The organism is Streptomyces mesophilus (assembly GCF_040300965.1).
Classification (GTDB): Bacteria; Actinomycetota; Actinomycetes; order Streptomycetales; family Streptomycetaceae; genus Streptomyces; species Streptomyces mesophilus_A.
The window spans coordinates 1-21,285 of record NZ_JBEPEW010000038.1 but is presented as its reverse complement, the minus strand read 5'-3'; the positions used below and the strand labels follow the sequence as shown (position 1 = coordinate 21,285).

The following is a 21,285-nucleotide window of genomic DNA, read 5'->3' as shown; positions in this document are numbered from 1 at the left end:
CTTTCGCCGTGCGCGTCGCGCCGGACGGGCTCCGTCAACTCCCCTGGTCGAAGCGGGAGTTGACGGATCGGTCGGCCATCTCTCTGCCGCGCCTGCCGGTGTCAGGTACGCAGCTTCTGGTTGATCACCGCGAAGACCTCGGCCACTGGTGCGGGCATGTGCATCTCGTGGTGGACGGCGCGTACGTCGTGCACCTCGAACTTGCCCTGGACGTACGGCTTCCACAGGTGGGCGTACGTCTCGTTCTGCTGTGTCGCGTTGAAGAAGACGACGTCGCCCCGGTAGACCGGCGATTCGAACGCCATCATGCGGGTCATGTTGTTGGCCAGGACCTTGGACATGACGTCCAGGAAGTGCTCCTGGTTGTCGGTGCCGATGTACTGGCCGAAGTAGTGCTCGAGTTCGCCCCGGTAGTCCGCCTGCGTCTTGCCGGTGTGGATCTCGGTGAATCCGTGCCCGCCGGGCTGGGAGTCCAGGATGGCCACGAGGTGGACCTCGTGGCCGCGCAGGTCGAGTTCGTGGGCGACGGCCTGGACGACGGTGCCGCCGTAGGACCAGCCGATCAGGTCGAACGGCCCGTCCGGCTGGATCTTCAGGATCTGGTCGGCGTAGTCCTCCACCATCTCCTGTACGGAGCCGGCCAGCGGGTCGGTGCCGTTGGAACCCCGGGACTGCAGGGCGTACGCCGGGCGGTCCTTGACGTGGTGCACGAAGCTGAAGTAGGCCCAGCCGAGGCCGCCGCCGCCGTGGAAGAACCACAGGGGGCGCGTGCCCGTACCGGGATCGTTGTTCAGCGGCAGCACGACCGAGAACGGGTCCGCCAGCTCTTCCGGGATGGTGCCGGTGAGCAGCAGGGCGGCCAGCTCGGCCACCGTGGGGAACTTGATGATGGTCCGCAGCGGCATCTCGATGCCGAACTGGGTGCGGATACGCCGGCTGAGCCGGGTGGCCAGCAAGGAGTGCCCGCCCAGGGTGAAGAAGCTGTCGTCGATGCCGACCTCGTCATGGCCGAGCAACTCGGCGAACAGGGCGCACAGTTGCTCCTCGTGGGCATTGCGCGGCGCCCCGGTGGCGCCGGCACCCGCCGCTTCGGTGGGCAGCGCCTTGCGGTCGAGTTTTCCGTTGGGGTTCAGCGGGAGGTGCGACAGGGCCAGCAACATCGGCGGCACCATGTATTCGGGCAGCCGTGCGCGCAGGTACGGGACGAGTGCACTCAGCAGCAGGCGCGTCGGTTCGTCGTCGAGGACGACGGGTGCGCCGGTGTCGCCGTGCGCACCGGACTGGCCCGCGTGGGCCGTGCGCGCCGGGACCACGTAGCCGATCAGGCGTTTGTCACCGTCCTGGACGTCCCGGACCTCGCGCACGACGACCGCGGCCTGCGCGACCTCCGGGTGGCTGTCCAGAGCGTGCTCGATCTCGCCGAGTTCGATACGGAAGCCGCGCACCTTGACCTGGAAGTCCGTGCGCGCGAGGTACTCGAGGCGCCCGTCCCTGTCCCATCGCACCAGGTCCCCGGTGCGGTACATGCGGCTGCCGGCCGGTCCGAAGGGGCAGGCCACGAAGCGCTCCGCGGTGAGGTCGGGGCGGCCCTGGTATCCGCGGGCCACGCCGTCGCCGGCGATGTACAGCTCGCCCTGCACTCCGCGCGGGACGGGACGCAGCGTCGCGTCGAGCACGTACACCTGGGTGTTGCCGATGGGCACACCGATGACCGGTGCGGCGCCCGACTCGACGGGTGCCATGGTCGACCAGGTCGTCGTCTCGGTGGGGCCGTACCAGTTGCCCACCTCAGCGGCCTGGTCGGCCAGGGTCGAGGCGAGCCGGACCGGTACGGCCTCCGCACCGACGATGATGCGCAGCCCGCGCGCCGCGTTCGGGTCGTGGATCAGCAGCATCTGCCAGAACGCGGGCGCGGCCTGTACGGCGGTGATCCGGTGGTCGCGTACGGCTGCCAGGACGGCGGCCGGGTCGGTGACCGTCTCCTTGGCCACCATCACCATGGTCGCGCCGCAGACGAACGGCAGGAACAGCTCGGTGTTGGCCATGTCGAACGCCACCGTGGTGCTGAACAGCATCCGTTCGCCGGGCGCCAGCGGGAAGCGGCGCTGCACGGAGGCGATGAAGTTGTCGAGCGCTCCGCGCGGGACCGCCACGCCCTTCGGTGTGCCCGTCGAGCCCGAGGTGTAGATCACGTACTGCGTGTTCCGGGGCCCTGCGGCGCTGTGCGGTGGAGTGTGCTCGCAGGCCTTCCAGTCCGCGCCGGCCAGCGTGGCGGCGTCGAGCACCAGGGCCGGCTTCGCCTGCTCGAGGACGAAGCCGATACGGGACTCGGGGTGGTCCGGGTCGAGCGGGACATACGCTCCGCCGGACTTGAGTACGGCCAGGAGCGCCACGATCAGGTCGGCGGTGCGTGGCAGACAGACGGCGACGAGGGACTCGGCGCGCACCCCTTGGCCGATCAGCCAGTGCGCCAGTTGGTTGGAGCGGGTGTCGAGTTCCCGGTAGGTGAGCGTGGACTGAGGCGCGATGACGGCGAGGTCGTCGGGCCGCAGGTCCGCCTGGCGCCGCAGGGCGGACACGAAGCCGCCGTCCAGGGAGGGTTCGGCCGTGTCGTTGACGTCGCCGAGTACGCGCTCGCGCTCCCCCGGGACCAGCAGGTCGAGGTCGCCGACACGCAGGTCGGGGGTGGCGGCCAGCTGTTCGAGGATGCGCGCGAGACGGGCGGCCATGGCCTCGACGGTGTCGCGGTCGAACAGCCCGGTCGCGTACTGGATGTCGCCGTGCAGCGTGCCGGAGTTGTCCAGGGCCATGCTGAAGAACAGGTCGACCTGCGTGGTGTTGGTGAGGGCCTGCTGGAACTCCGCCTCGAGGCCCGGCAGATGAAGCTCGGGCTTCTCGTAGCTCTGCCAGCCGCACATGACCTGGAACAGCGGACGGTAGAAGGCGGAACGCTCCGGGTTGAGCTGCTCCACGAGCAGCTCGAAGGGCAGGTCCTGGTGGTCGAAGGCGGCGAGCGCCTTCCTGCGGACCTGCGCGAGTACGTCGGTGAACGTGGGGTTACCGCTCAGGTCCACGCGCAGGACCAGGTTGTTGACGAAGCAGCCGATCAGGTCGTTCAGCGCCTCGTCGCCGCGTCCCGCGATCGGGGTGCCGATGGGCACATCGTCGCCGCCGCCGAGTCTGCCGAGGAGCACCGCCACGGCCGCCTGGACGAGCATCGCCATGCTCGTGTTGCGTGCGGCGGCCACCTGCTGGAGCTCGGCGGCAATCCGCGCGCTCACGGTGAAGGCGACCGTGTCGCCGTCGGTGCGCGCCTCCGCGGTCCGCGGCCGATCCAGCGGAAGACCCAGGGGCTGCGGTACGCCGTCCAGCTCGGCCTGCCAGTAGGCGAGTTGTTCCGCGGCGATGCTGTGCGGGTCCTCGACATCACCGAGTACCTCGCGCTGCCACAGGGTGTACTCCTTGTACTGCACGGGCAGCGGCTGCCAGTCGGGGGCCCGGCCCTCGCGGCGTGCGGTGTAGGCCGCGGCGAGGTCGCGCGCCAGCGGGGCGCCGGAGCTCCCGTCGGTGGCGATGTGGTGCACGACCAGGACCAGGACGTGCTGCCGCGGTGACAGGCGCAGCAGGGTGGCCCGCAGCGGGATCTCGGCCGCCAGGTCGAAGCGGTGCGAGACGGCCTTCGCGATCGCCTCGGCCTCGCCCTCGGGCGTCACCTCGCTCACCGCCACCGGTACGAGGTCCGAAGTCATCGGCAGGATCTGCCCGTAGGGCATGCCGGACGGGTCCGACGGATACGTGGTCCGCAGGATCTCGTGCCGGTCGGCCACGTCACGTATCGCGGCGACGAGGGCGTCCTCGTCCAGGGCGCCGGTCAGCCGGAATGCCGCTGACATGTTCCAGTTCTCCGCACCTTCCAGGTGGTGCAGGAACCAGGTGCGGCGTTGCACGAACGACAGCGGGGTCATGGCTTACTCCTTGGCGAACATCTCGAGCAGGCTGGGGCGACGGCGCGGAGCGGACTGCTCCGACCACGCGGCGAGCGCGGCGACCGTCGGAAGGTCGAAGATCTTGCTGACGGGGATCTCCGTGCCCGTCTCGGCGAGCGCGCGGTGGCTGAGCCGGACCGCGAGCAGGGAGTGGCCGCCGAGTGCGAAGAAGCCGTCGTCGATGCCGACCTTCTCCACGCCGAGCACCTCGGCGAACAGCGCGGCGAAGGTCTCTTCGCGGGATGTGCGCGGCGCCCGGTACGCGGTGTCGGTGTACTCCGGCTCGGGCAGTGCGGCCTGGTCCAGCTTGCCGTTCGGAGTGAGCGGCAGCCGGTCGAGAGCCGTGAAGGCGGACGGGACCATGTAGTCCGGCAGCCGTTGTGCCGTGAACTCGTGCAGATCGCGCGTGTCCAGGGTGCCGTGCGGTACGACGTAGGCGAGCAGCTGCTTCCCGGTGGTGCGGCCGCGTCCGGGGCGGGTGATGACGGCTGCCTGGGCGACGTGCGGGTGCGCGGTCAGTGCCGCCTCGACCTCGCCGGGTTCGACGCGGAAGCCACGGATCTTGATCTGTGTGTCGGTGCGGCCCAGGTATTCCAGCTGTCCGTCATCCTGCCTGCGGGCGAGGTCGCCGGTGCGGTACATGCGGGAGCCGGGCGGTCCGTAGGGGTCGGGGACGAAGCGCTCGGCGGTCAGTGCGCCGCGGCGGAAGTAGCCGCGGGCGACGCGGCCGCCGACGTACAGCTCTCCTGTCACCCCTGGTGGAACCAGGGCCAGGTCGGGTCCCAAGAGGTAGGTGCGCATGCCACCGAGTGGAATGCCGACCGGCACGTTGCCGGACAGGGGGGCCGTGTCGGCGGGGACGGTGCAAGTGGTGGCGTAGAACGATTCGCTCTGGCCGTAGGCGTTCAGGATCCGCACATCAGGGAAGGCCTGGCGGGTCCGCTGGACAAGTGCGGGCGGCAGTGCCTCTCCGGCGAAGACGACCGTGTCCACGTGGGTGCGGTCGCGGATGGCGTCGATCAGTTCGTCGAAGGCGGACGGGACGGTGGAGATCACGCTGCCGTTCCAGCCGTCCTTGCGCTCGCCCAGGACCAGGACGTCGCGGACGATGTCGACGACTCCGCCGGCGGCGAGGGTGGTGAAGATCTCGAACACGGAGACGTCGAAGTTGACCGAGGTGCCGGCGAGCATCCGCCGGCCCGGCGCCATGCCGACGCGTTCCGCGAGCCGCAGTACGCCGTTGACGACGGTGGCATGGGTGATGGCGACGCCCTTGGGCTTGCCGGTGGAGCCGGAGGTGTACATCACGTAGGCCAACTGCTGCGCGTGGACCGGCAGATGATGTTCTCCCTCGCCACCGGTCAGGTCCTGTGCGTCCAGGTGGAAGTCCGGTGCGGCGTGCCGCGGCAGGACCTCGGCCGTCGCGGCGTCGGTCAGGACGAGGTGGGGCCGCGCCTCGTCGAGGATGGCCTCCAGACGGTGGCTGGGGTACTTCGGGTCGACCGGCAGATATGCCGCGCCTGCCTTGAGTACCGCGAGCAGCGCGATCACCAGGTCCGCCGACCGGGGCAGGGAGACGGCGACCAACGACTCCGTCCCTACTCCCTGGCCAGCCAGTGTGCGCGCCAAGGCGCTTGCACGGGTGTTCAGTTCTGCGTACGTGAGCGTGGTGTCGCCGGCGACCACGGCGGTGGCATCCGGGGTGCGCGCTGCCGTGGCCTCGACGAGGGCGTGGACCGTGGTGCCGTCTGTCACTGCAGCTATGTCGTCGAACTCGGTGAGCAGTTGGGCACGTTCGGCCGGTTCCAGTACGTCGAGTTGTGCGGCCGTCACGTCCCCCGGTCCTGCGAGGTGCCGCAGGACGCGTGCGAGGCGGTCCGCGAGGACGTGGGCCGTGTCCGGATCGAAGACTTCGGGGGCGTACTGGAGGATCAGCTTCAAGTGCGGTTCGACGGCCGCCATCAGGGCCAGCGGATAGTTGGTGCCCGTGGACGCACGCAGCCCCGTGAAGGTGATGCCGTCGCCGGCGGCGCCGAGTCCCTCCTCGTCGACCGGGTAGGACTCGAAGACGACCAGGGTGTCGAACAGCGACGGCAGTCCCACCGCCTGCTGGATCTGCGAAAGCCCTTGGTGGTGGTGGTCGAGCAGCGCGGCCTGCCGCTTCTGCAGCCGGCCGAGGAGCTCGTGGAGAGTGTCGCCCGGCGCATAACTCACCCGTACGGGCAGGGTGTTGATGAACATCCCGACCATCGACTCGACGTCCGCGACGGCGGGCGGGCGGCCGGAGACGGTCGCACCGAAGACCACGTCCTGGCGGCCGGTGAGCCGCCCGAGCAGGAGCCCCCAGGCGCCCTGGACGAGCGTGTTGACGGTGATGCCCAACTCCGCCGCGACAGCCACCAGTTCACGCGCGTCGTCGGGTGTCAGCGGTACGTCCAGCTGACCGGCGCTCTGCCTGCCTTCCGCGCTGCCCGGAGCGATCAGGGTCGGTTCCTCAACCCCTTCGAGCTCCTGCGCCCAGGCCCGTGCGGTCTCGCTCTCGTCCTGCCGGGCGCGCCAGGCCAGGAACTCGCCGAAGTCGCGAGGGGCGGGCAGACCGGTGGGGTCGCCGTCGGAGGTGTAGAGCAGCAGCAGGTCCTGCATGAGCAGGGGCGTGGACCAGCCGTCGATCAGTACATGGTGAGCGGTCAGGACGAGATGCGCGCGGCCGGGTTCGAGACGGATCAGCGCCATGCGGATCAGCGGCGGCTGTTCGGTGTCGAAGTATGTCTTCCGGTCGCCCTTCAGGAAGCTTTCGAACCGCTCGGTGCGCTGCGGCTCGTCGAGCTGCGTCAGGTCGAGGTACTGCCAGGGCAGGGTCACCGAGTCCGGGATCACCTGGACGACATCGCCGTCGGCGCGGCCGGCGAAAGCCGCGCGCAGGACGGTGTGGCGTTCCAGAAGTGCCTGTGCGGCACGGCCCATCCGGTCGGCGTCGATGTCGCCGGACATCTCGAACGCCAGCTGGACGTGGTAAGCGTCGAAGTCCGCACCGGCGAACTTCGTGTGGAACAGCATCCCGGCCTGGACCGGGGTGGTCGGCCAGATCTCACTCAGTGCGCCGTGGCGCTCCTCCCAGCTGTCGATCTCGGCCTGGGTGACGGTGACGAGCGGGGCGTCGCTTGGGGTGAGGCCGCCGGCGTCGGGGCGAGTGGCATGGCGGGCGAGGGCGGTGAGTGCCTGGACCCACAACTCGGCGAGTTCGGTGACCTCTTGACGGGTGAGGACGCCGGTGGGGAAGCCGAAGTAGGCGGTCAGTTCCTCCCCCGCGCCGGTGTCGGTGGCGACCGCGTTGATCTCCAGGGCGGAAAGGACCGGCATGTCGGCGTCGGCCGCGGCGATCAGGTCCTGGTGGGTGGTGTCCGGCGCCCAGCCCAGGTTCCGCAGCTCCTCGGGCAGGTCGGCGGCGGAAGCCTTGCCGAGATAGTTGAAGCCGATCTGGGGGGAGGTCAGGCCGGCCAGCTGCGAGCCTGTCGAATCGTTGAGGTGGCGCAGTAGGCCGTAACCGAGACCGTTGTCGGGGACAGTGCGCAGCTGTTCCTTGACCGTCTTCAGCGCTTTGCCTGCGGCCGGGCCGCCGGCGAAGGCGTCTGTGAGGTCGATGCCGGTGACGTCCAGGCGCACGGGATACATGGCGGTGAACCAGCCGATGGTGGAGGACAGGTCCGCGCCGGGGATCAGGTGTTCTTCGCGACCGTGGCCTTCCAGGCGGACCAGCGTGGAGGCGGCGTCGGTGCCGTGGTCGGCGCGCCAGCGGGCCAGCGCGAGAGCGAGACCGGCGAGCAGGCCGTCGTCGGCCCCGGTACGGAAGACGGTCGGCACCTTGTTCAGCAGCGCGCCGGTCACCTCGGCAGGGATCTGAATGCGAACCGTGTCCACAGTGGCGGTGACATCTCGGGCCGGGTCCAACTCCCTTGAGCCCAAAGAGGGTTGATCGCCCGCGAGGATCTCCTGCCACACCGGAAGTTCCGCGATGCGCTGCTCGGAGCCGGCCTGCTCGGCCAGCGCGTGCAGCCAGCGGCGCAGCGACGTTCCGGTGAGGGCGGGCTCGTCTGTCTCGGTGCCGCTGACGGCCTGTTTCCAGGCGTCGACCAGGTCCGGCAGCAGGATGCGCCAGGACACACCGTCGACGACCAGGTGGTGCAGCACGATCAACAACCGGTCCGACTGATCATCTCCGGCACTGGTGAACCGTACGAACTGGGCCATCACCCCGGCATCGGGGTCCAGCCGGTCGGCCGCAGCATCCAGCTCCCCCTGCACCTCATCGGCCGCATACGGCACGTCGCGAAGCAGTCTGTCGGCCTCGACCGTGCCCCGCGGCTGCATACGCAGGCCTGGGTTGCCCCGGTCCAGGGTGGCGCGCAGCCCGTCGTGACGGTCGAGGACGCTCTGCAGGGTGGCGATGAGGGTGGGCCGGTCAATGCCTGCGGGCAGGGTGAGCAGCGCGGACATGCAGAACCGGCCGATCCCGCCGCCCAGTTGAAGAACGTGCGCGGCCGTCGGCGGCAGCGGCGCCCAGCCCGTTCCGCCACCCGGCAGCTCGGCAAGGACCACTCGTTCCTCGTCGGAACGCTCGGCGACGAGTTCGGCGAGACGGAGAACCGTGCGCTGCTCGAAGATCTCGCGGGTGGTGACAGTGACACCGCGGCTCTTGGCGCGGGCCACCACCTGGATGGAGCGGATGCTGTCGCCGCCGCTGGTGAAGAAGTCGTCCTCGATACCGATCTCACCGGCACCCAGCACGTCCGCATACACCTCGGCAAGGATCCGCTCCGTGTCGTTGCGCGGCGCACGGTACTCACCCCCAGTGAACTCCGGCACCGGAAGAGCGGCACGGTCCAGCTTGCCGTTCGCCGTAAGCGGCAGCCGGTCCAGAGTGATCAGCTGGGCGGGCACCATGTAGTCCGGCACACGCTTCGCCACGAACCGGCGCAGATCCGAGACGAGGACTTGGGTGGCGACATCCGCCAAGACCGCGTAGCCCACCAGGCAGCTGCGGCCGGTGGGATCCGTCCTTACCGTCACCACCGACTGCCGGACCGACGGATGCTGGGCGAGCACGGCCTCGATCTCGGTCGGCTCGATCCGGATGCCGTTGACCTTGACCTGGTGGTCGGCGCGGCCTTCGTAGACGAGCTGCCCGTCGGCGTTCCAGCGCGCGAGGTCGCCGGTGCGGTACATCCGCGCGCCCGGCTCACCGTGGGGACAGGCCACGAAGCGCTCCGCCGTCGCCGCGCTGTTGCCGTAATAGCCGCGGGCCACCGGACCGCCCACGTACAACTCGCCCACCACACCCGGCGGCACTGGCGCGAGCTCGGGGCCGAGGACATAGGCCCGCATGTTCGCCAGCGGTGACCCCACTGGTACCGCTCCGCTGCCGGTCCACTCCCCCGGGGCGGTGAAGGTGGAGGCGTAGAAGCTCTCGGTCTGCCCGTAGGCGTTCATGACGCGAGTGCCGGGCAGCTCCTTGTGCACCCGCCGGACCAGGTCCGACGACAGCGCCTCCCCCGCGAACACCACCGTATCCACGTCGAGTTGACGGCCTTGACCGGCAAGCTGGTCGAGGAGTGCGGTGAACACCGTCGGAACGGCACTGATCGTGGAACCCGACCAGCCCGGGCGCTCGGCGAGTTCGAGGACGTCACGCACGATCTCGACACTCGCGCCGGAGGTCAGGGCGGTGAACATTTCGAAGACGGACACGTCGAAGTTCACCGACGTCCCCGCGAGCATCCGCGACCCCGCCACCACTCCGGTGCGCGTGGCCAGATCTTTGACACCGTTCACGATGCCGGCGTGAGTGAGGGCAACGCCCTTCGGCGTCCCGGTCGACCCGGACGTGAACATCACGTAGGCCAGGTGGTCCGGTCGCGCAGGACTTTCGGAGACCTCGGCGGGCGGGCCGTCGAGGACCGCGTCGCTCAGGTGCAGGACGGGCACCTCGTAGTGCGGCAGGGCCGCCCGTGTCGCCTCGTCGGTGAGCAGGAGTGCGGGGCGCGCCGTGTTCAGCAGCAACTCCAGGCGCGCGGAAGGGTGGCCGGGGTCGACCGGCAGATAGGCGACGCCCGCCTTGAGGACGCCGAGCAAGGCGACCGGGAGATCCGCTGTGCGGGGCAGGGCCACCGCGACCAGGGTGTCCGGACCGACCCCATGCTCGCGCAACACCACCGCGAGACGACCGGCGTGCGCCTCCAACTCCCCATATGACAAAGCGGTCTGCCCGCAGATGACGGCTGCCGCCTCGGGTGCGCGGGCCGCCTGCGCCGACACCAGCTCGGGCACGGTCGCCGCCTTGAACGACACGTCCGTGTCGTTGAGCAGCGCAAGCCGGCTTCGCTCCTCGTCGCTGAGCACGTCCACGCTGCCGATCCGCTTACCCGGATCGGCGACCACCTGAGCCAGCACGCGTACGAAGCGGTCGACGAGCGTCTCGGCCGTGCAGTGGTCGAACAGCTCCGTGGCGTACTCCAGGCGGCCGTAGGCGCGCCCGGAAGGATCGGGCACGATGTTGAAGAACAGATCGAACTTCGCCGTGTCCGTGCCCAACGGCAGCGGCGTGACCGTCAACCCCGACAGCTCGATCGGCGACCAGCCGAACTGCCACGCCAACATCACCTGGAACAACGGGTTGTACGCCGTCGTCCGATCCGGGCTGAGCAACTCCACCAGGTGCTCGAAGGGCACGTCCTGGTTGTCGTACGCGCCCAGCGCCCGCTCCCGCACCTGGTCCAGCAGCTCGTCGAACGTCGGGTTCCTCGACAGATCGACCCGCAGCACCCACGTATTGGCGAAGAACCCGACAAGCTCCTCCAACTGCTCATCGGCACGCCCCTCGATCGGACTGCCGATCGTCAGATCGTTGCCCGCACCGAGATGGTGCAGGAGGACCGCGAGCACAGCCTGCGCGACCATCGGCGCCGTCGCACCGTGCCCCGTGGCGAGCTTGCCGATACCGGCGACGAGTTCCGGTGCGAGCTCCAAGTCGACATACCCGCCGCGACGGGTGGACGACGTGGGTCGCGGCCGGTCCAGCGGCAACTGCAACGGTTGCGGAGCCCCGGCCAACTCCCCACGCCAGTAGCCGAGTTGTTCGGCGGCGACACTGTCCGGGTCGTCCTCGTCGCCGAGCATGTCGCGCTGCCACACCGAGTAGTCCTTGTACTGGACCGCCAACGGCACGTAATCGGGGGCATCACCCTGACGCCGAGCGTCGTATGCGGTGATCAGGTCGGTGAGGAACGGTGCCATCGACGCACCGTCGGCCGCCGTGTGGTGGAACACGAACACCACCACATGCTCCTGCGGGGAGAGCCGGAGCACCGTGGTCCGGATCGGCAGCTCTTTGTCGAGTTCGAACACCCACGCTGCGGACTCACTCGCCGACGCGTTGACAGCGTCCGGCGTAATGTCCACCACGCTGAAAGGGACGTTCGCCTCGGACGCCGGCACCACCCGCTGCTCAGGCGTTCCGTCCCGGCTCTCCACCAACAGCGTGCGCAGGCTCTCGTGCCGGGTGACGACATCCCCCACCGCCGCGGCCAACGCCTCTGTGTCCAGCGGCCCCTCGAGACGCAGCGCGAACGGAATGTTGTACGTCGCCGACGGCCCCTCCAGGCGGTCCAGGAACCACAGCCGGCGCTGAGCGAAGGACAACGGGATCGCCCCGGTCCTCCCGTCCCGGGCAGCCGCCTCGGTCGTGGCGCCCGACTCGACAGGGTCCTGATCCCGCACTGATACCGCGCTCTCGAAATCCGATCCCGTCACAGCGCTCGCTCCCCGGTGGGTGTCTTGGGCGTTCGACCGGTCTGCCCTTCGGGCCAGGCCGATGCACACCGTCCTCGCGCGTCTCGAGGCGGCTTTGGAGGACACAGGCCGGGTGTGGGGACCGCGGCACCTTCGCAGTCCGACGCCTGTCCGGTCGGCAGGACGCCCGGCGTCGGTGGCGGAACCGTAGGGCCGGCGATTCGGGCGCTACAAGGGCGGCAGTTCGTCCGCTCTGCCCTGCGTTCTCCCGCACCGTCCCGTCGGCGAGATGCTCTGGCCCTGGCCTGACTTTCCGTGCGAAGTTGGAAGGTTGGCCATCGTCGGACAGGGCCGCGGGGCCGCTCTTCTCATGGGCGCTCCATGAGGGCTTTTCAGCCACACCTGCCACAGCTGCTGTCCGGCACGCGATGACGTTGCCCCCAGCGAGGCGGCCCGGAACGTGAGCTTGGCAACTCACCTCATCCGGCAGCGCGTTCAAGCGTCGACCTGGCAAGGCCAGACCTCGCCTCCGGCAAGAGTTGGCCACTCCCACCTGCGCTTCCACCGCCGGTCGAGCCTCTCGATATTCCGCTTCGAGTACGGATTGCCAACCTTCAGGCAAGAAGTTGCCAAGCAGGAAGGCCTCCTTCCTCGACCTCCTGGAGCGATCATGGCCGCAGAGGCCCTCATGAAAGTCGCCGCATTGGACGGGCCCGGTGCCAGCCGGATCATCGAGAAGCCGCTGCCGCTGATCGCGGAGGACTACGTCCTGGTGAAGGTGCTCGCCGCACCCATGTGCAACGAACATCTGGCGTACGAGCACTGGGACTTCCGTGACCGCAACCGCTGGGACTCCCTTGGGCACGAGGCGGCCGGCGAGGTGGTCGATGCCGGGGCCGGCAGTGCCTTCCGGCCCGGGGACAGGGTGGTCGTACTCAGCGGGTATCCGTGCGGGCGCTGCGCGCTGTGCGCATCGGGGCGCTACGCCCACTGCGAGGACACCGAGAACCCCTTGGCCGTGAGCGGCGGCACGTCGGGAGAGTGCGGCTTCGCCCAGTACATGATCAAGCGGGAGCACCTGCTGGTCCCGATCCCCGACGGGATGTCGTACGAGCATGCGGCGATGGCCTGTTGCGGGATGGGTGCGACCTACACGGCGATGGACAACATGGAGGTCGCCGAGGGGCAGACGGTCCTGGTCACCGGGCTCGGCCAGGTGGGCCTCGGCGCCGTGATCAACGGCCGGGCCCGGGGTGCGCGGATGATCTGCGCCGGTCGCAGCCCCTACCGGCGGGAGCTGGCAGGGGACTTGGGCGCGGACCTGGTCGTGGACATCACCGCGCCCGACGCCCTGAACGCCGTACGGGAGTTCGCCGGCGGCAGAGGAGTCGACCGCGTCATCGACTGTTCCGCGCAGGCCGCCTACCAGCGGTTCGGGCTCGACGCGGTGGGCCGCGGCGGACAGGTCACGTTCCTCGGGGAGTCGGGTGAGCTGGAGATCCACGTGGACCGGGACCTGATCCAAAAGGGCGTCACCCTCCACGGCAGCCTCGATCTGTATCTGCAGCACGCTCCCGGAATGCTCGACGTGATCGCCCGCAGCGGCGCGCTCATCGACCGGTTCATCACGCACACGTTCCCGCTCGACGACATCGAGCAGGCGTGGAAGACCCAGCTCACCAAGGAGTGCGGAAAGGTCGTCCTGCATCCGTGGCCCTGACGGGGCCGAAGCAGGAAAGCCCATGCCCTGACGCGGACTTGAAGGCCATTCGCCGAGCCTCTCGTCCCCCTCGCTTCGCCTCCCTCATCACTTCCCCGCAGCTCGAAAGGTGGGCCACCCATGTCCGAAAACCTCGACGGTCCCGAGAACCACGACCCGAACCTGCCGCTCTACATCGGCACCCGCACCTTCCTCACCCGGCGCGACCTCGTGCTGTCCTTCTACACGACCAAGTGCCAGTTCCAGTGCACCTACTGCGCCCTGCCGACCCGCTCGGCGACGTTCGAGGTGACTGCCGAGCAGATCAACCGGCAGATCGACCATGTGTTCACCGAGAAGGCGGACCAGCTCGGCCGGTTCCGTCAGCTGTCCTTCGGCAACGAGGGATCCGCACTCGACCCGCGCCGCTTCCACCGCGAGTCCGTGGACCATCTGCTGCACCGCGCAAGGGAGATGGAGAACCTCGAGATCCTGTCCATCGAGACACGCCCCGAGTACGTCAAGCGCGACTACCTGGAGCACATCGCCAAGACCACCCACGCGCCCCGGCTGGATGTGACGGTCGGCTTCGAGACGCAGGACGACTTCATCCGGCAGACGGTGCTCAAGAAGAAGATCTCGCGCCGGATCATGGAGGACCGGGTCGCGCTCCTCGGCTCCCTGGGTGTCAAGCTCACCAGTTACGTCCTCATCAAGCCGGCGCCGCGGATGTCCGACGAGCACGGGGTACGCGAGGCCGTCGCCACGATGGAATATCTGAAGGAAATCTGCGACCGGTACGGCACCGAGCTGACGATCTACCTCACGCCCACCTACATCGCCGAAGGTTCCTACCTGCAGCAGACGACCCAGCCGGGCGACTGGACCCCGCCGACCATTCAGTCGATCTTCGAGGTGGTGCTCGCCGGGCACGGCATGGGCCTGCCCGTCTACACGGGGCTCTGGAGCGAGGAACTCGCCGACGAGAGCACCGACTTCCGCGGCCGCGAGGGATACGATCCCGAGCTCCGCATGGCGATGGTGCGCTTCAACCGCGATCAGGATGTCGCGCACCTGCTGCCGTTCATGAACCGGCCGCTGGCGCTGGCGGGCTAGGCCATGCGCGCGTACCGCAATCTCCTCAAGCACCTGAGCGAGGACGCCCCCGGCGCACTCGGCCGACTGCCGGCGGAGTTCGTCACGGCGCAGGCGCGCCGGCTTGTGGACCAGGACGAGATCTACGTCCTGGAGCAGCTCCACAAGCACGTCCCCGTGATGTCCTCACTGCCGCAGGACGTGGTGGCGCGGGCCGCCGAGCGGGCCCTGGAACGTGCCGTGGTGGACGACTTCTGTTTCCTCGCCAAGCATCTGCCGCCCGCTCGGCGGCCCGGAGCCGACCTCATCGGCCGTGCCTGCACGCGTCTCGCCCGCCGCGGAAACGCCGGAGGCATCGAACAGATCATCGCGGCGACCGGTGTACGTCCGGAACTCGACGAGGCGACGGCCCTGCGGGCGTACGACGTGCTGGTGGCGGCCGGACGGCTCGGCGCCGTCGACTATGTGCGTCAACTCACGCGCGTACCCGTCCGGTTCAGGCCGGACGCCGTCGCCACCGGAATGCGCACCCTCCTGGCGAGCGGCCGGTACGGGGCGCTGCGCAAGCTGGCCACGCTCACGGACGTCGAGGTCCGCCTCGACGAGGAGGAGGTCCGGCGCGCCGTCGAGGAAGCCGTCGTCGACGGCACCCTGCCCGAGCTTGCCAGGGCCTTGGAGTGCCTGCGTCCACCGCCCCGTGTCGAGGGCTTCGCCGAGGTGTTCCAGCGGCTGGCCGCCGAGGACCGGCTGGCCGAACTGCCCGCCCTGTTCCAGGTGTTCGCGGACGCCGACCGGGAGGTCCTGGACACCGTGATGTGGCGCCGGCTGATCGCCTCGGGCTGTGCGTCCGCCGTCCGCTTCGCCTATGAGCACTGTGTGGACACGGCTTTGCTGGCCCGGGAGGCCAGCGGCGCCTACACGGTGGGGGTGGCGGCCGGTGACCGTGCGCTGGTGCGCCTGGCGTGCGAGCGGGGTGGGGCGCGGCTGCGCGCCAAGGATGCCGGGAAGCTGCTCGGTGACGCGCTGGAGAACGGGGACGCCGGCTGGTTCGACTTCGCCGCCGGCCGACTGCCCGCACTGCCCGTCGTGGATGCCGACCGGGCGCAGCTCTACCTCGCTCTGCAGGCGGTCCGCGCGCCAGAGCGGGTGCAGCGTGACGCGGACCTCCTGGGCGTGGACCGGGACGCCGGGACGGGGCGGTGGCTCCTCTCGCTCGCGGAGGGGCACTGGTCGGGCGGGCCGTGCGCTGCGGAACATCCGGGGACCGGGTCCTCCACCGTGGGGCATCCGGGGGCCGGGTCCTGCACCGTGGGGCATCCGGGGGCCGGGTCCTGCACCGTGGGGCATCCGGGGACCGAAGCCGACGCCTCCGGTGCTGTGGCGCCCCCGGTCGCCGGCCTCGTCGTCGGGGCGTGAACGGCGATGTCCATGCCCGTCCCCCGCCTGCGAGGCAGCGCGCTCGCCGTGGTGGCCATGATCAGTGTGCAGACCGGTGCCGGTACCTCCAGCTGGCTCTTCGACCGATTCGGTGTGCCCGGCACCGCCTGGCTGCGGCTGACCTGGGCGGCGGCGGTGCTGTGGCTGATCGCCCGGCCCCGCATCCGCGGCCGTGACCGGCGTGAGCTGGGCACCGCGCTGCTGCTCGGCGCGGTCAGTGGACTGCTCACCCTGCTCTACTTCGAGGCGGTGGTCCGTATCCCGCTGGGCACCGCCACGGCGCTGGAGTTCCTTGGCCCACTGGGGGTGGCAGTGGCCGGGCTGCGGCGCCGGGTCGACGCGCTGTGGCCCCTCGCCGCCGCGGTCGGAGTGCTCGCCCTGACACGGCCCTGGAGCGGCGCCGTCGACCTGGCGGGGGTCGGATTCGCGCTCGGCGCGGCCGCGGGCTGGGCCGGCTACATCGTGCTGACCAAACGGGTGGGCGATCAGTTCACGGGCCTCGGGGGGCTGGCCGTCTCCATGGCGGCGGCGTCGGTGGTGACGCTGCCGTTCGCCGATGTCGCCCGTGTGGCCGGGCAGATGGACATGCCCTCGTTCGCGCTGTCGGGCCTGGCGGCGCTGCTGCTGCCGATCCTGCCGTATGCCGCCGAGATGGTCGCTTTGCGGGATCTGCCCACGGCCGTCTTCGGCACTCTGATGAGTCTTGAGCCTGCTGTCGGTGTCGTCGTCGGCTCCGTGGTGTTGTCCCAACAGCCCTCCTGGCCGCAGGCGCTGGGAGTCGTCCTGGTCACCTTCGCCGGCATCGGTACGGTTCTGAGCACGCCTCGTGAGGCGCCGCCGCCGGGGACGAGTGGCCCGGGGGCAGGAGTCGAGCGGAAGTCGAGCGCCGCTCCATGCGGGCCACGGCAGGCGGAAGTCGGGGACGCCGGGCCGGAAGAGGAAAGGGCATGTCCCGTCCGCAGGACAAAACAGCGAATGAGTCGATCGCAGTGCTGAGAATCCGCTGGAGCGGCTGTTCTTTCCTTTCGCCTTGACCCGGGATCCGGCGCTGCCGTTCACTGGCCGCAGCCCACTGAGAAACGCACCCCGATGCTTTCCAGGAAACGGAGAAATCTCATGCCCCTCAATGACAAGCTCAACGCCGCCGCTGATGAAGCTCTGCTCGACGACGCCGCCGAGACCGAGGTCGCGGAACTCGCCGAGCTCGAGCTTCCGCTGGCCGCTGAGGTCCTCAAGAAGGCCTGAAACAGCCATCGAGAAGGTCCGAAACGCATGAGGACCTGAAACGAGGTATTCGGGGGCGGCTTTCGGGCCGCCCCCGAATCTTTTCTCTGCCGGATTCGATGAATTCGATTCCGCTCGCTCACCGTGGATGATCAGGGTTCGTTCTTCCTGCGTGCCGAAGAGGTGGCCTTGGGCTCGGGCATGTGGAGGAGTTCACGGCCCTGTTCCGCGGCGCGGATGATGCTTTCGGAGATGAAGTCGACGAAGCGGGCGACGTTCTCCAGACGAGCGGCAGCCGGGGTGCCGGGCCCGAAGACGGCCACTCCCTGACGCGCGGTCTCGGCCAAGCGGGCGGTGGAGTGGGCCCCGGCCACCGTGGACTGGAACATGACGTCGTTGTCGACGGTGTAGCGCTCGCGGCGGCGCTCACCGCGCTCACGTCGGACGAGCCCCTGGCTCTCCAGGAACGCGATCGCCCTGGAGACGGACGACCGGCCGACCCCGAGACGCCTGACGAGTTCGGCCGCACTGAGGCCGCCCTCATCCGAGGTGTAAAGACAGACGAGCACGCGGGCCGTCATCCTGGGCAGGCCCGACGCCATGAAGACAGTGGCGAACACCTCCTCGTACGCGCGCACCGCGCCGGCATCGCGCCCGTGCGGCAGCGGCGCCGCCTTCGTCGCATCCCTCGCGTCGGCCTGCCTTCGACGGCGGGCCCGCTGCTCGGTGGCCCAGTGGGCGACGTCTGCGCGGTAGGCGGCCGCGCCGCCATTGCGCATGACCTCACGGGTGACGGTCGAGGTGGGGCGGCCGAGGCGGCGGCCGATCTCGGCGAAGGCGATGCCGTCCGCCAGCCCCTGCGCGATCTGCTCGCGTTCCTGCCCGGTCAGCCTGCCTCCCGGCATCACGGACTCCTTTGGCGGACTGTGGGGTTCTAGGCGCCCTGTAACCTAACTGCCGCGCAATCTCATTGCAACAGAAGAGATCGATACCCTCACTCAACTCCGGGTACAGAACGCAGAGTTGGCCGAATTCAATCGGCACCGGGTAGGAACGCAACGCAAGTTTTCCGCTGGATGAAACGCGGTGGTCCCGGGGACGCAGGATTGGGTTCACCTTCGTGTCAGCGAAACCTCCGGTCCGTCGGCGCTCCGTCACATCTCGAGCATTTCTCGTTCGCCGTCGGCCATCGTGGCTCGTACACCGGCGTTCCCGACCCTCTGCCAAGACCCGGCCTGCAACGTGCTGGAGAGCCATGTCCCACGCCCCGATCGTGCAGCTCGTGCGGCGCCGCTCGCGGCATCGGCTACTTCTGCTGCGCCATGGGCTGCGGCGCTTCACGCCGTCTGCCTCCAGCGACCGAAGCGACTGAAGGAGTACTCGTGCCCATCGCGGTGACCGGTTCCCCCACTCTCGACCTCCGTCCCCCGGTCTCTCCCGCACCACCGGGATGGGATCCCTATCTGGACTGGTACGCCGTACGCGCCGCGGGTCTGACGAGTTCTGAAATCCGCTCGCTGTTCACGGTCGTCAGCAGACCGGAGGTGGTGTCACTGGCCGGCGGCCTGCCGGACCTCACCGGACTGCCGCTCGATGCGCTGGCCGCCGAGGCCGCTCGGCTCGTCGCGCAGGACGGACTGAGCGCGCTGCAGTACACGTCGGCGCACGGGCTGCCGCAGCTGCGCGGCCAGATCTGCGACGTGATGAAGCTCGAGGGCATCACTGCTCACCCGGACGACGTCGTCGTGAGCGTCGGCTCGCAGATGGGTCTCGACCTGGTCACCCGGCTCTTCTGCGATCCGGGCGACGTGGTGGTGGCCGAAGGGCCTTCGTATGTCGGCGCCTTGGGGTGCTTTGCCGCGTACCAGGCGCAGGTCGTGCACGTGGCGATGGATGAGCACGGCTTGGTGCCGGAGAGCCTGCGGACGACGCTCCGGCAAGCGCGGGCGGCCGGGCGCCGTGTCAAATTCCTGTACACGATCCCGAACTTCCACAATCCGTCCGGAGTGACGCTCGCCGTCGAACGGCGGGCCGACATCGTGGAGATCTGCCGGGAGTACGGCGTGCTCGTCGTCGAGGACAACCCCTACGGTCTGCTCGGCTTCGACGGCCAGACCTATCCGGCTCTGCGCTCTCTCGACCAGGACAATGTCGTCTACCTGGGGTCGTTCTCGAAGACGTTCGCCCCAGGTCTACGGGTCGGCTGGGTCCTGTCGCCCGCCGCGATACGGGAGAAGCTGACGCTGGCCATGGAGTCGGCCATTCTGTGTCCGCCCACGCTGAACCAGCTGATCGTCTCCCGTTATCTGTCCTCGCACGACTGGCAGGGCCAGATCGATGTGTTCCGGGAGAACTACCGCCGGCGCCGCGACGCGATGCTGGCCGCCCTGGCGGAGTACCTGCCGCCCGGCTGCACATGGACCGAGCCGGACGGCGGCTTCTTCGTGTGGGTGACGGTGCCGGAGGGCGTGGACACCAAGGCGCTGCTCCCTCGGGCGTTGGACGCACAGGTGGCGTACGCGTCCGGGAGCGGCTTCTTCACGGACGGGTCGGGTGGCCGCCAGATGCGGCTCTCGTTCTGCTACCCGACCCCGGAACGTATCCACGAGGGTGTGCGACGGGTCGCCGCGGTGCTGCGGTCCGCTCTCTGACTCATCCCATCGACGGGGCCGCAGCAGCGGGGGCGCCATGAGGGCTGGCGCGCGGGCGTGTCACACGTGCTCGTCCAGCTTCCTGCGCACCGTACCGAGGCGCCTTCGCCTGCGGCGCACACTCACTTCGGCCCAGACCGTGGACAGGATCATGCACAGGTACAGGGCGCCGAGGCCATATTCCTGACGGAGTATCCGATCGACGGTGGGCCAGGTCACCAGCACGATCGCGGAGACACGCAACGCCTGGACCGGCTTGGACGACGCCTGCTCCACCGCGAGGGACTGGCGCTCCGCGACCTCCAGTACGGCGGGACGCAGGGCCGCGTCCGTGGGCGGGCGCCCTCTGCGAATCTGCTCGCCCAGATAGGCATACCGGCTGAGGGAGAGGCCGTGGCGGCCGGCCCGCGCGCGGTCTCGGTGCAGGGTCACCCGGCCCGGCACGGCCGTCACGGCGATCAGGAGCGCCGAGGCGCAGACACCGGTGGCCAGCCGCTCCCCGATGTTCGCCACCCAGCCGATTCCCAAGCCGAGCAGGCCGGCGGCCGCAAGGAACAGCGCGCAGCGCACGGCGAGCCGACGCCGCAGCATCGCTTCGTCCAAGTGCTCGGCACGCTTGTCGGTCATCGACTCCGGCGTCACGCGTCGTCCACCACCCCAGTGCGGCCGCCGCCCCTGCGACGTTGCGGCGCGACAGTCATCGCGTACCCCTGGGCGCACGTCCCATGGGTCAGCCGCCGAGGGCATCCGTACCGGCAGAGGGGCTTCTCGGCCGTCAGCCGGCGACGGTCCAGGAGTCCTTTCCCGTGAGCAGTACGGCAAGGTCGCCCTTGCCGTACTGCTCGATGGCGGTGTCGAGTTGGTCGGACATGAGGGTGTCGTAGACGGGGCGGTCGGTTGAGCGGAAGACGCCGATCGGGGTGTGGTGCAGGGTGTCCGGGTCGGCCAGCCGCGAGAGCGCGAACGCGGTGGTGGGGGACGCGGAGTGCGCGTCGTGCACCAGGATCTGCGACTGGTTGGCCTCGGTGACCTCGACGACCTTCAGGTCACCGGTCAGCGAGTCCCGAACGACACCCTTGGCACCGTCGACGCCGAAGCGGATCGGCTGTCCGTGTTCCAGGCGGATCACGGCTTCCTCGGCCTGCTGTTTGTCCTTCAACACTTCGAAGGCGCCGTCGTTGAAGATGTTGCAGTTCTGGTAGATCTCCACCAGTGCGGTGCCGGGGTGGGCGGCCGCCTGGCGCAGCACCTCGGTGAGGTGCTTGCGGTCGGAGTCGACCGTGCGCGCCACAAAGCTGGCTTCGGCGCCGATCGCGAGGGACACCGGGTTGAAGGGCGCGTCGAGTGAGCCCATCGGCGTGGACTTGGTGATCTTGCCGACTTCGGAGGTGGGCGAGTACTGGCCCTT

11 protein-coding genes are annotated in these 21,285 nt (G+C 69.4%); 6 read left to right on the top strand and 5 right to left on the bottom strand.

Annotated features, from left to right (window positions below):
• Window positions 1-101: 101 nt before the first annotated feature.
• Complete coding sequence (locus ABT367_RS16230; protein ID WP_352253742.1) at window positions 102-3,965, bottom strand: non-ribosomal peptide synthetase; 3,864 nt, start codon at window positions 3,963-3,965, stop codon at window positions 102-104.
• Window positions 3,966-3,968: 3 nt separating this feature from the next.
• Window positions 3,969-11,681: an amino acid adenylation domain-containing protein gene (locus ABT367_RS16225; protein ID WP_352253741.1), complete on the bottom strand. Its 7,713-nt coding sequence runs from the start codon at window positions 11,679-11,681 to the stop codon at window positions 3,969-3,971.
• 760 nt (window positions 11,682-12,441) lie between these two features.
• On the opposite strand from ABT367_RS16225, the gene ABT367_RS16220 reads away from it, so the two are divergent.
• The 5 genes from ABT367_RS16220 to ABT367_RS16200 all read left to right on the top strand — a co-directional run bounded on the left by ABT367_RS16220 (window position 12,442) and on the right by ABT367_RS16200 (window position 17,247).
• Entirely contained in the window at window positions 12,442-13,491 is a 1,050-nt protein-coding gene (locus ABT367_RS16220) for a zinc-dependent alcohol dehydrogenase (RefSeq protein WP_352253740.1), read from the top strand.
• 120 nt (window positions 13,492-13,611) lie between these two features.
• Complete coding sequence (locus ABT367_RS16215) at window positions 13,612-14,586, top strand: hypothetical protein (protein ID WP_352253739.1); 975 nt, start codon at window positions 13,612-13,614, stop codon at window positions 14,584-14,586.
• Window positions 14,587-14,589: 3 nt separating this feature from the next.
• Window positions 14,590-15,981: a hypothetical protein gene (locus ABT367_RS16210; protein ID WP_352253738.1), complete on the top strand. Its 1,392-nt coding sequence runs from the start codon at window positions 14,590-14,592 to the stop codon at window positions 15,979-15,981.
• Between the two features lie 12 nt (window positions 15,982-15,993).
• On the top strand, window positions 15,994-16,998 hold the full coding sequence (locus tag ABT367_RS16205) for an EamA family transporter (RefSeq protein WP_352253737.1): 1,005 nt from the start codon (window positions 15,994-15,996) through the stop codon (window positions 16,996-16,998).
• A gap of 120 nt (window positions 16,999-17,118) precedes the next feature.
• Window positions 17,119-17,247, top strand: a complete 129-nt coding sequence (locus ABT367_RS16200; protein WP_352253736.1) for a hypothetical protein — start codon at window positions 17,119-17,121, stop codon at window positions 17,245-17,247.
• A 131-nt stretch (window positions 17,248-17,378) separates the two neighbouring features.
• Here the strand turns inward: ABT367_RS16200 and ABT367_RS16195 are convergent, their stop codons facing one another.
• A complete protein-coding gene (locus ABT367_RS16195) occupies window positions 17,379-18,131 on the bottom strand; it encodes a MarR family transcriptional regulator (RefSeq protein WP_352253735.1) in 753 nt (250 codons plus the stop codon).
• Window positions 18,132-18,608: 477 nt separating this feature from the next.
• On the opposite strand from ABT367_RS16195, the gene ABT367_RS16190 reads away from it, so the two are divergent.
• Entirely contained in the window at window positions 18,609-19,877 is a 1,269-nt protein-coding gene (locus ABT367_RS16190) for a PLP-dependent aminotransferase family protein (protein ID WP_352253734.1), read from the top strand.
• Between the two features lie 60 nt (window positions 19,878-19,937).
• On the opposite strand, the gene ABT367_RS16185 is transcribed toward ABT367_RS16190, so the two are convergent.
• Complete coding sequence (locus ABT367_RS16185) at window positions 19,938-20,504, bottom strand: hypothetical protein (protein WP_352253733.1); 567 nt, start codon at window positions 20,502-20,504, stop codon at window positions 19,938-19,940.
• Window positions 20,505-20,652: 148 nt separating this feature from the next.
• A partial coding sequence (locus ABT367_RS16180; protein ID WP_352253732.1) for a thiamine pyrophosphate-dependent enzyme occupies window positions 20,653-21,285 on the bottom strand: 633 nt, incomplete at its 5' end.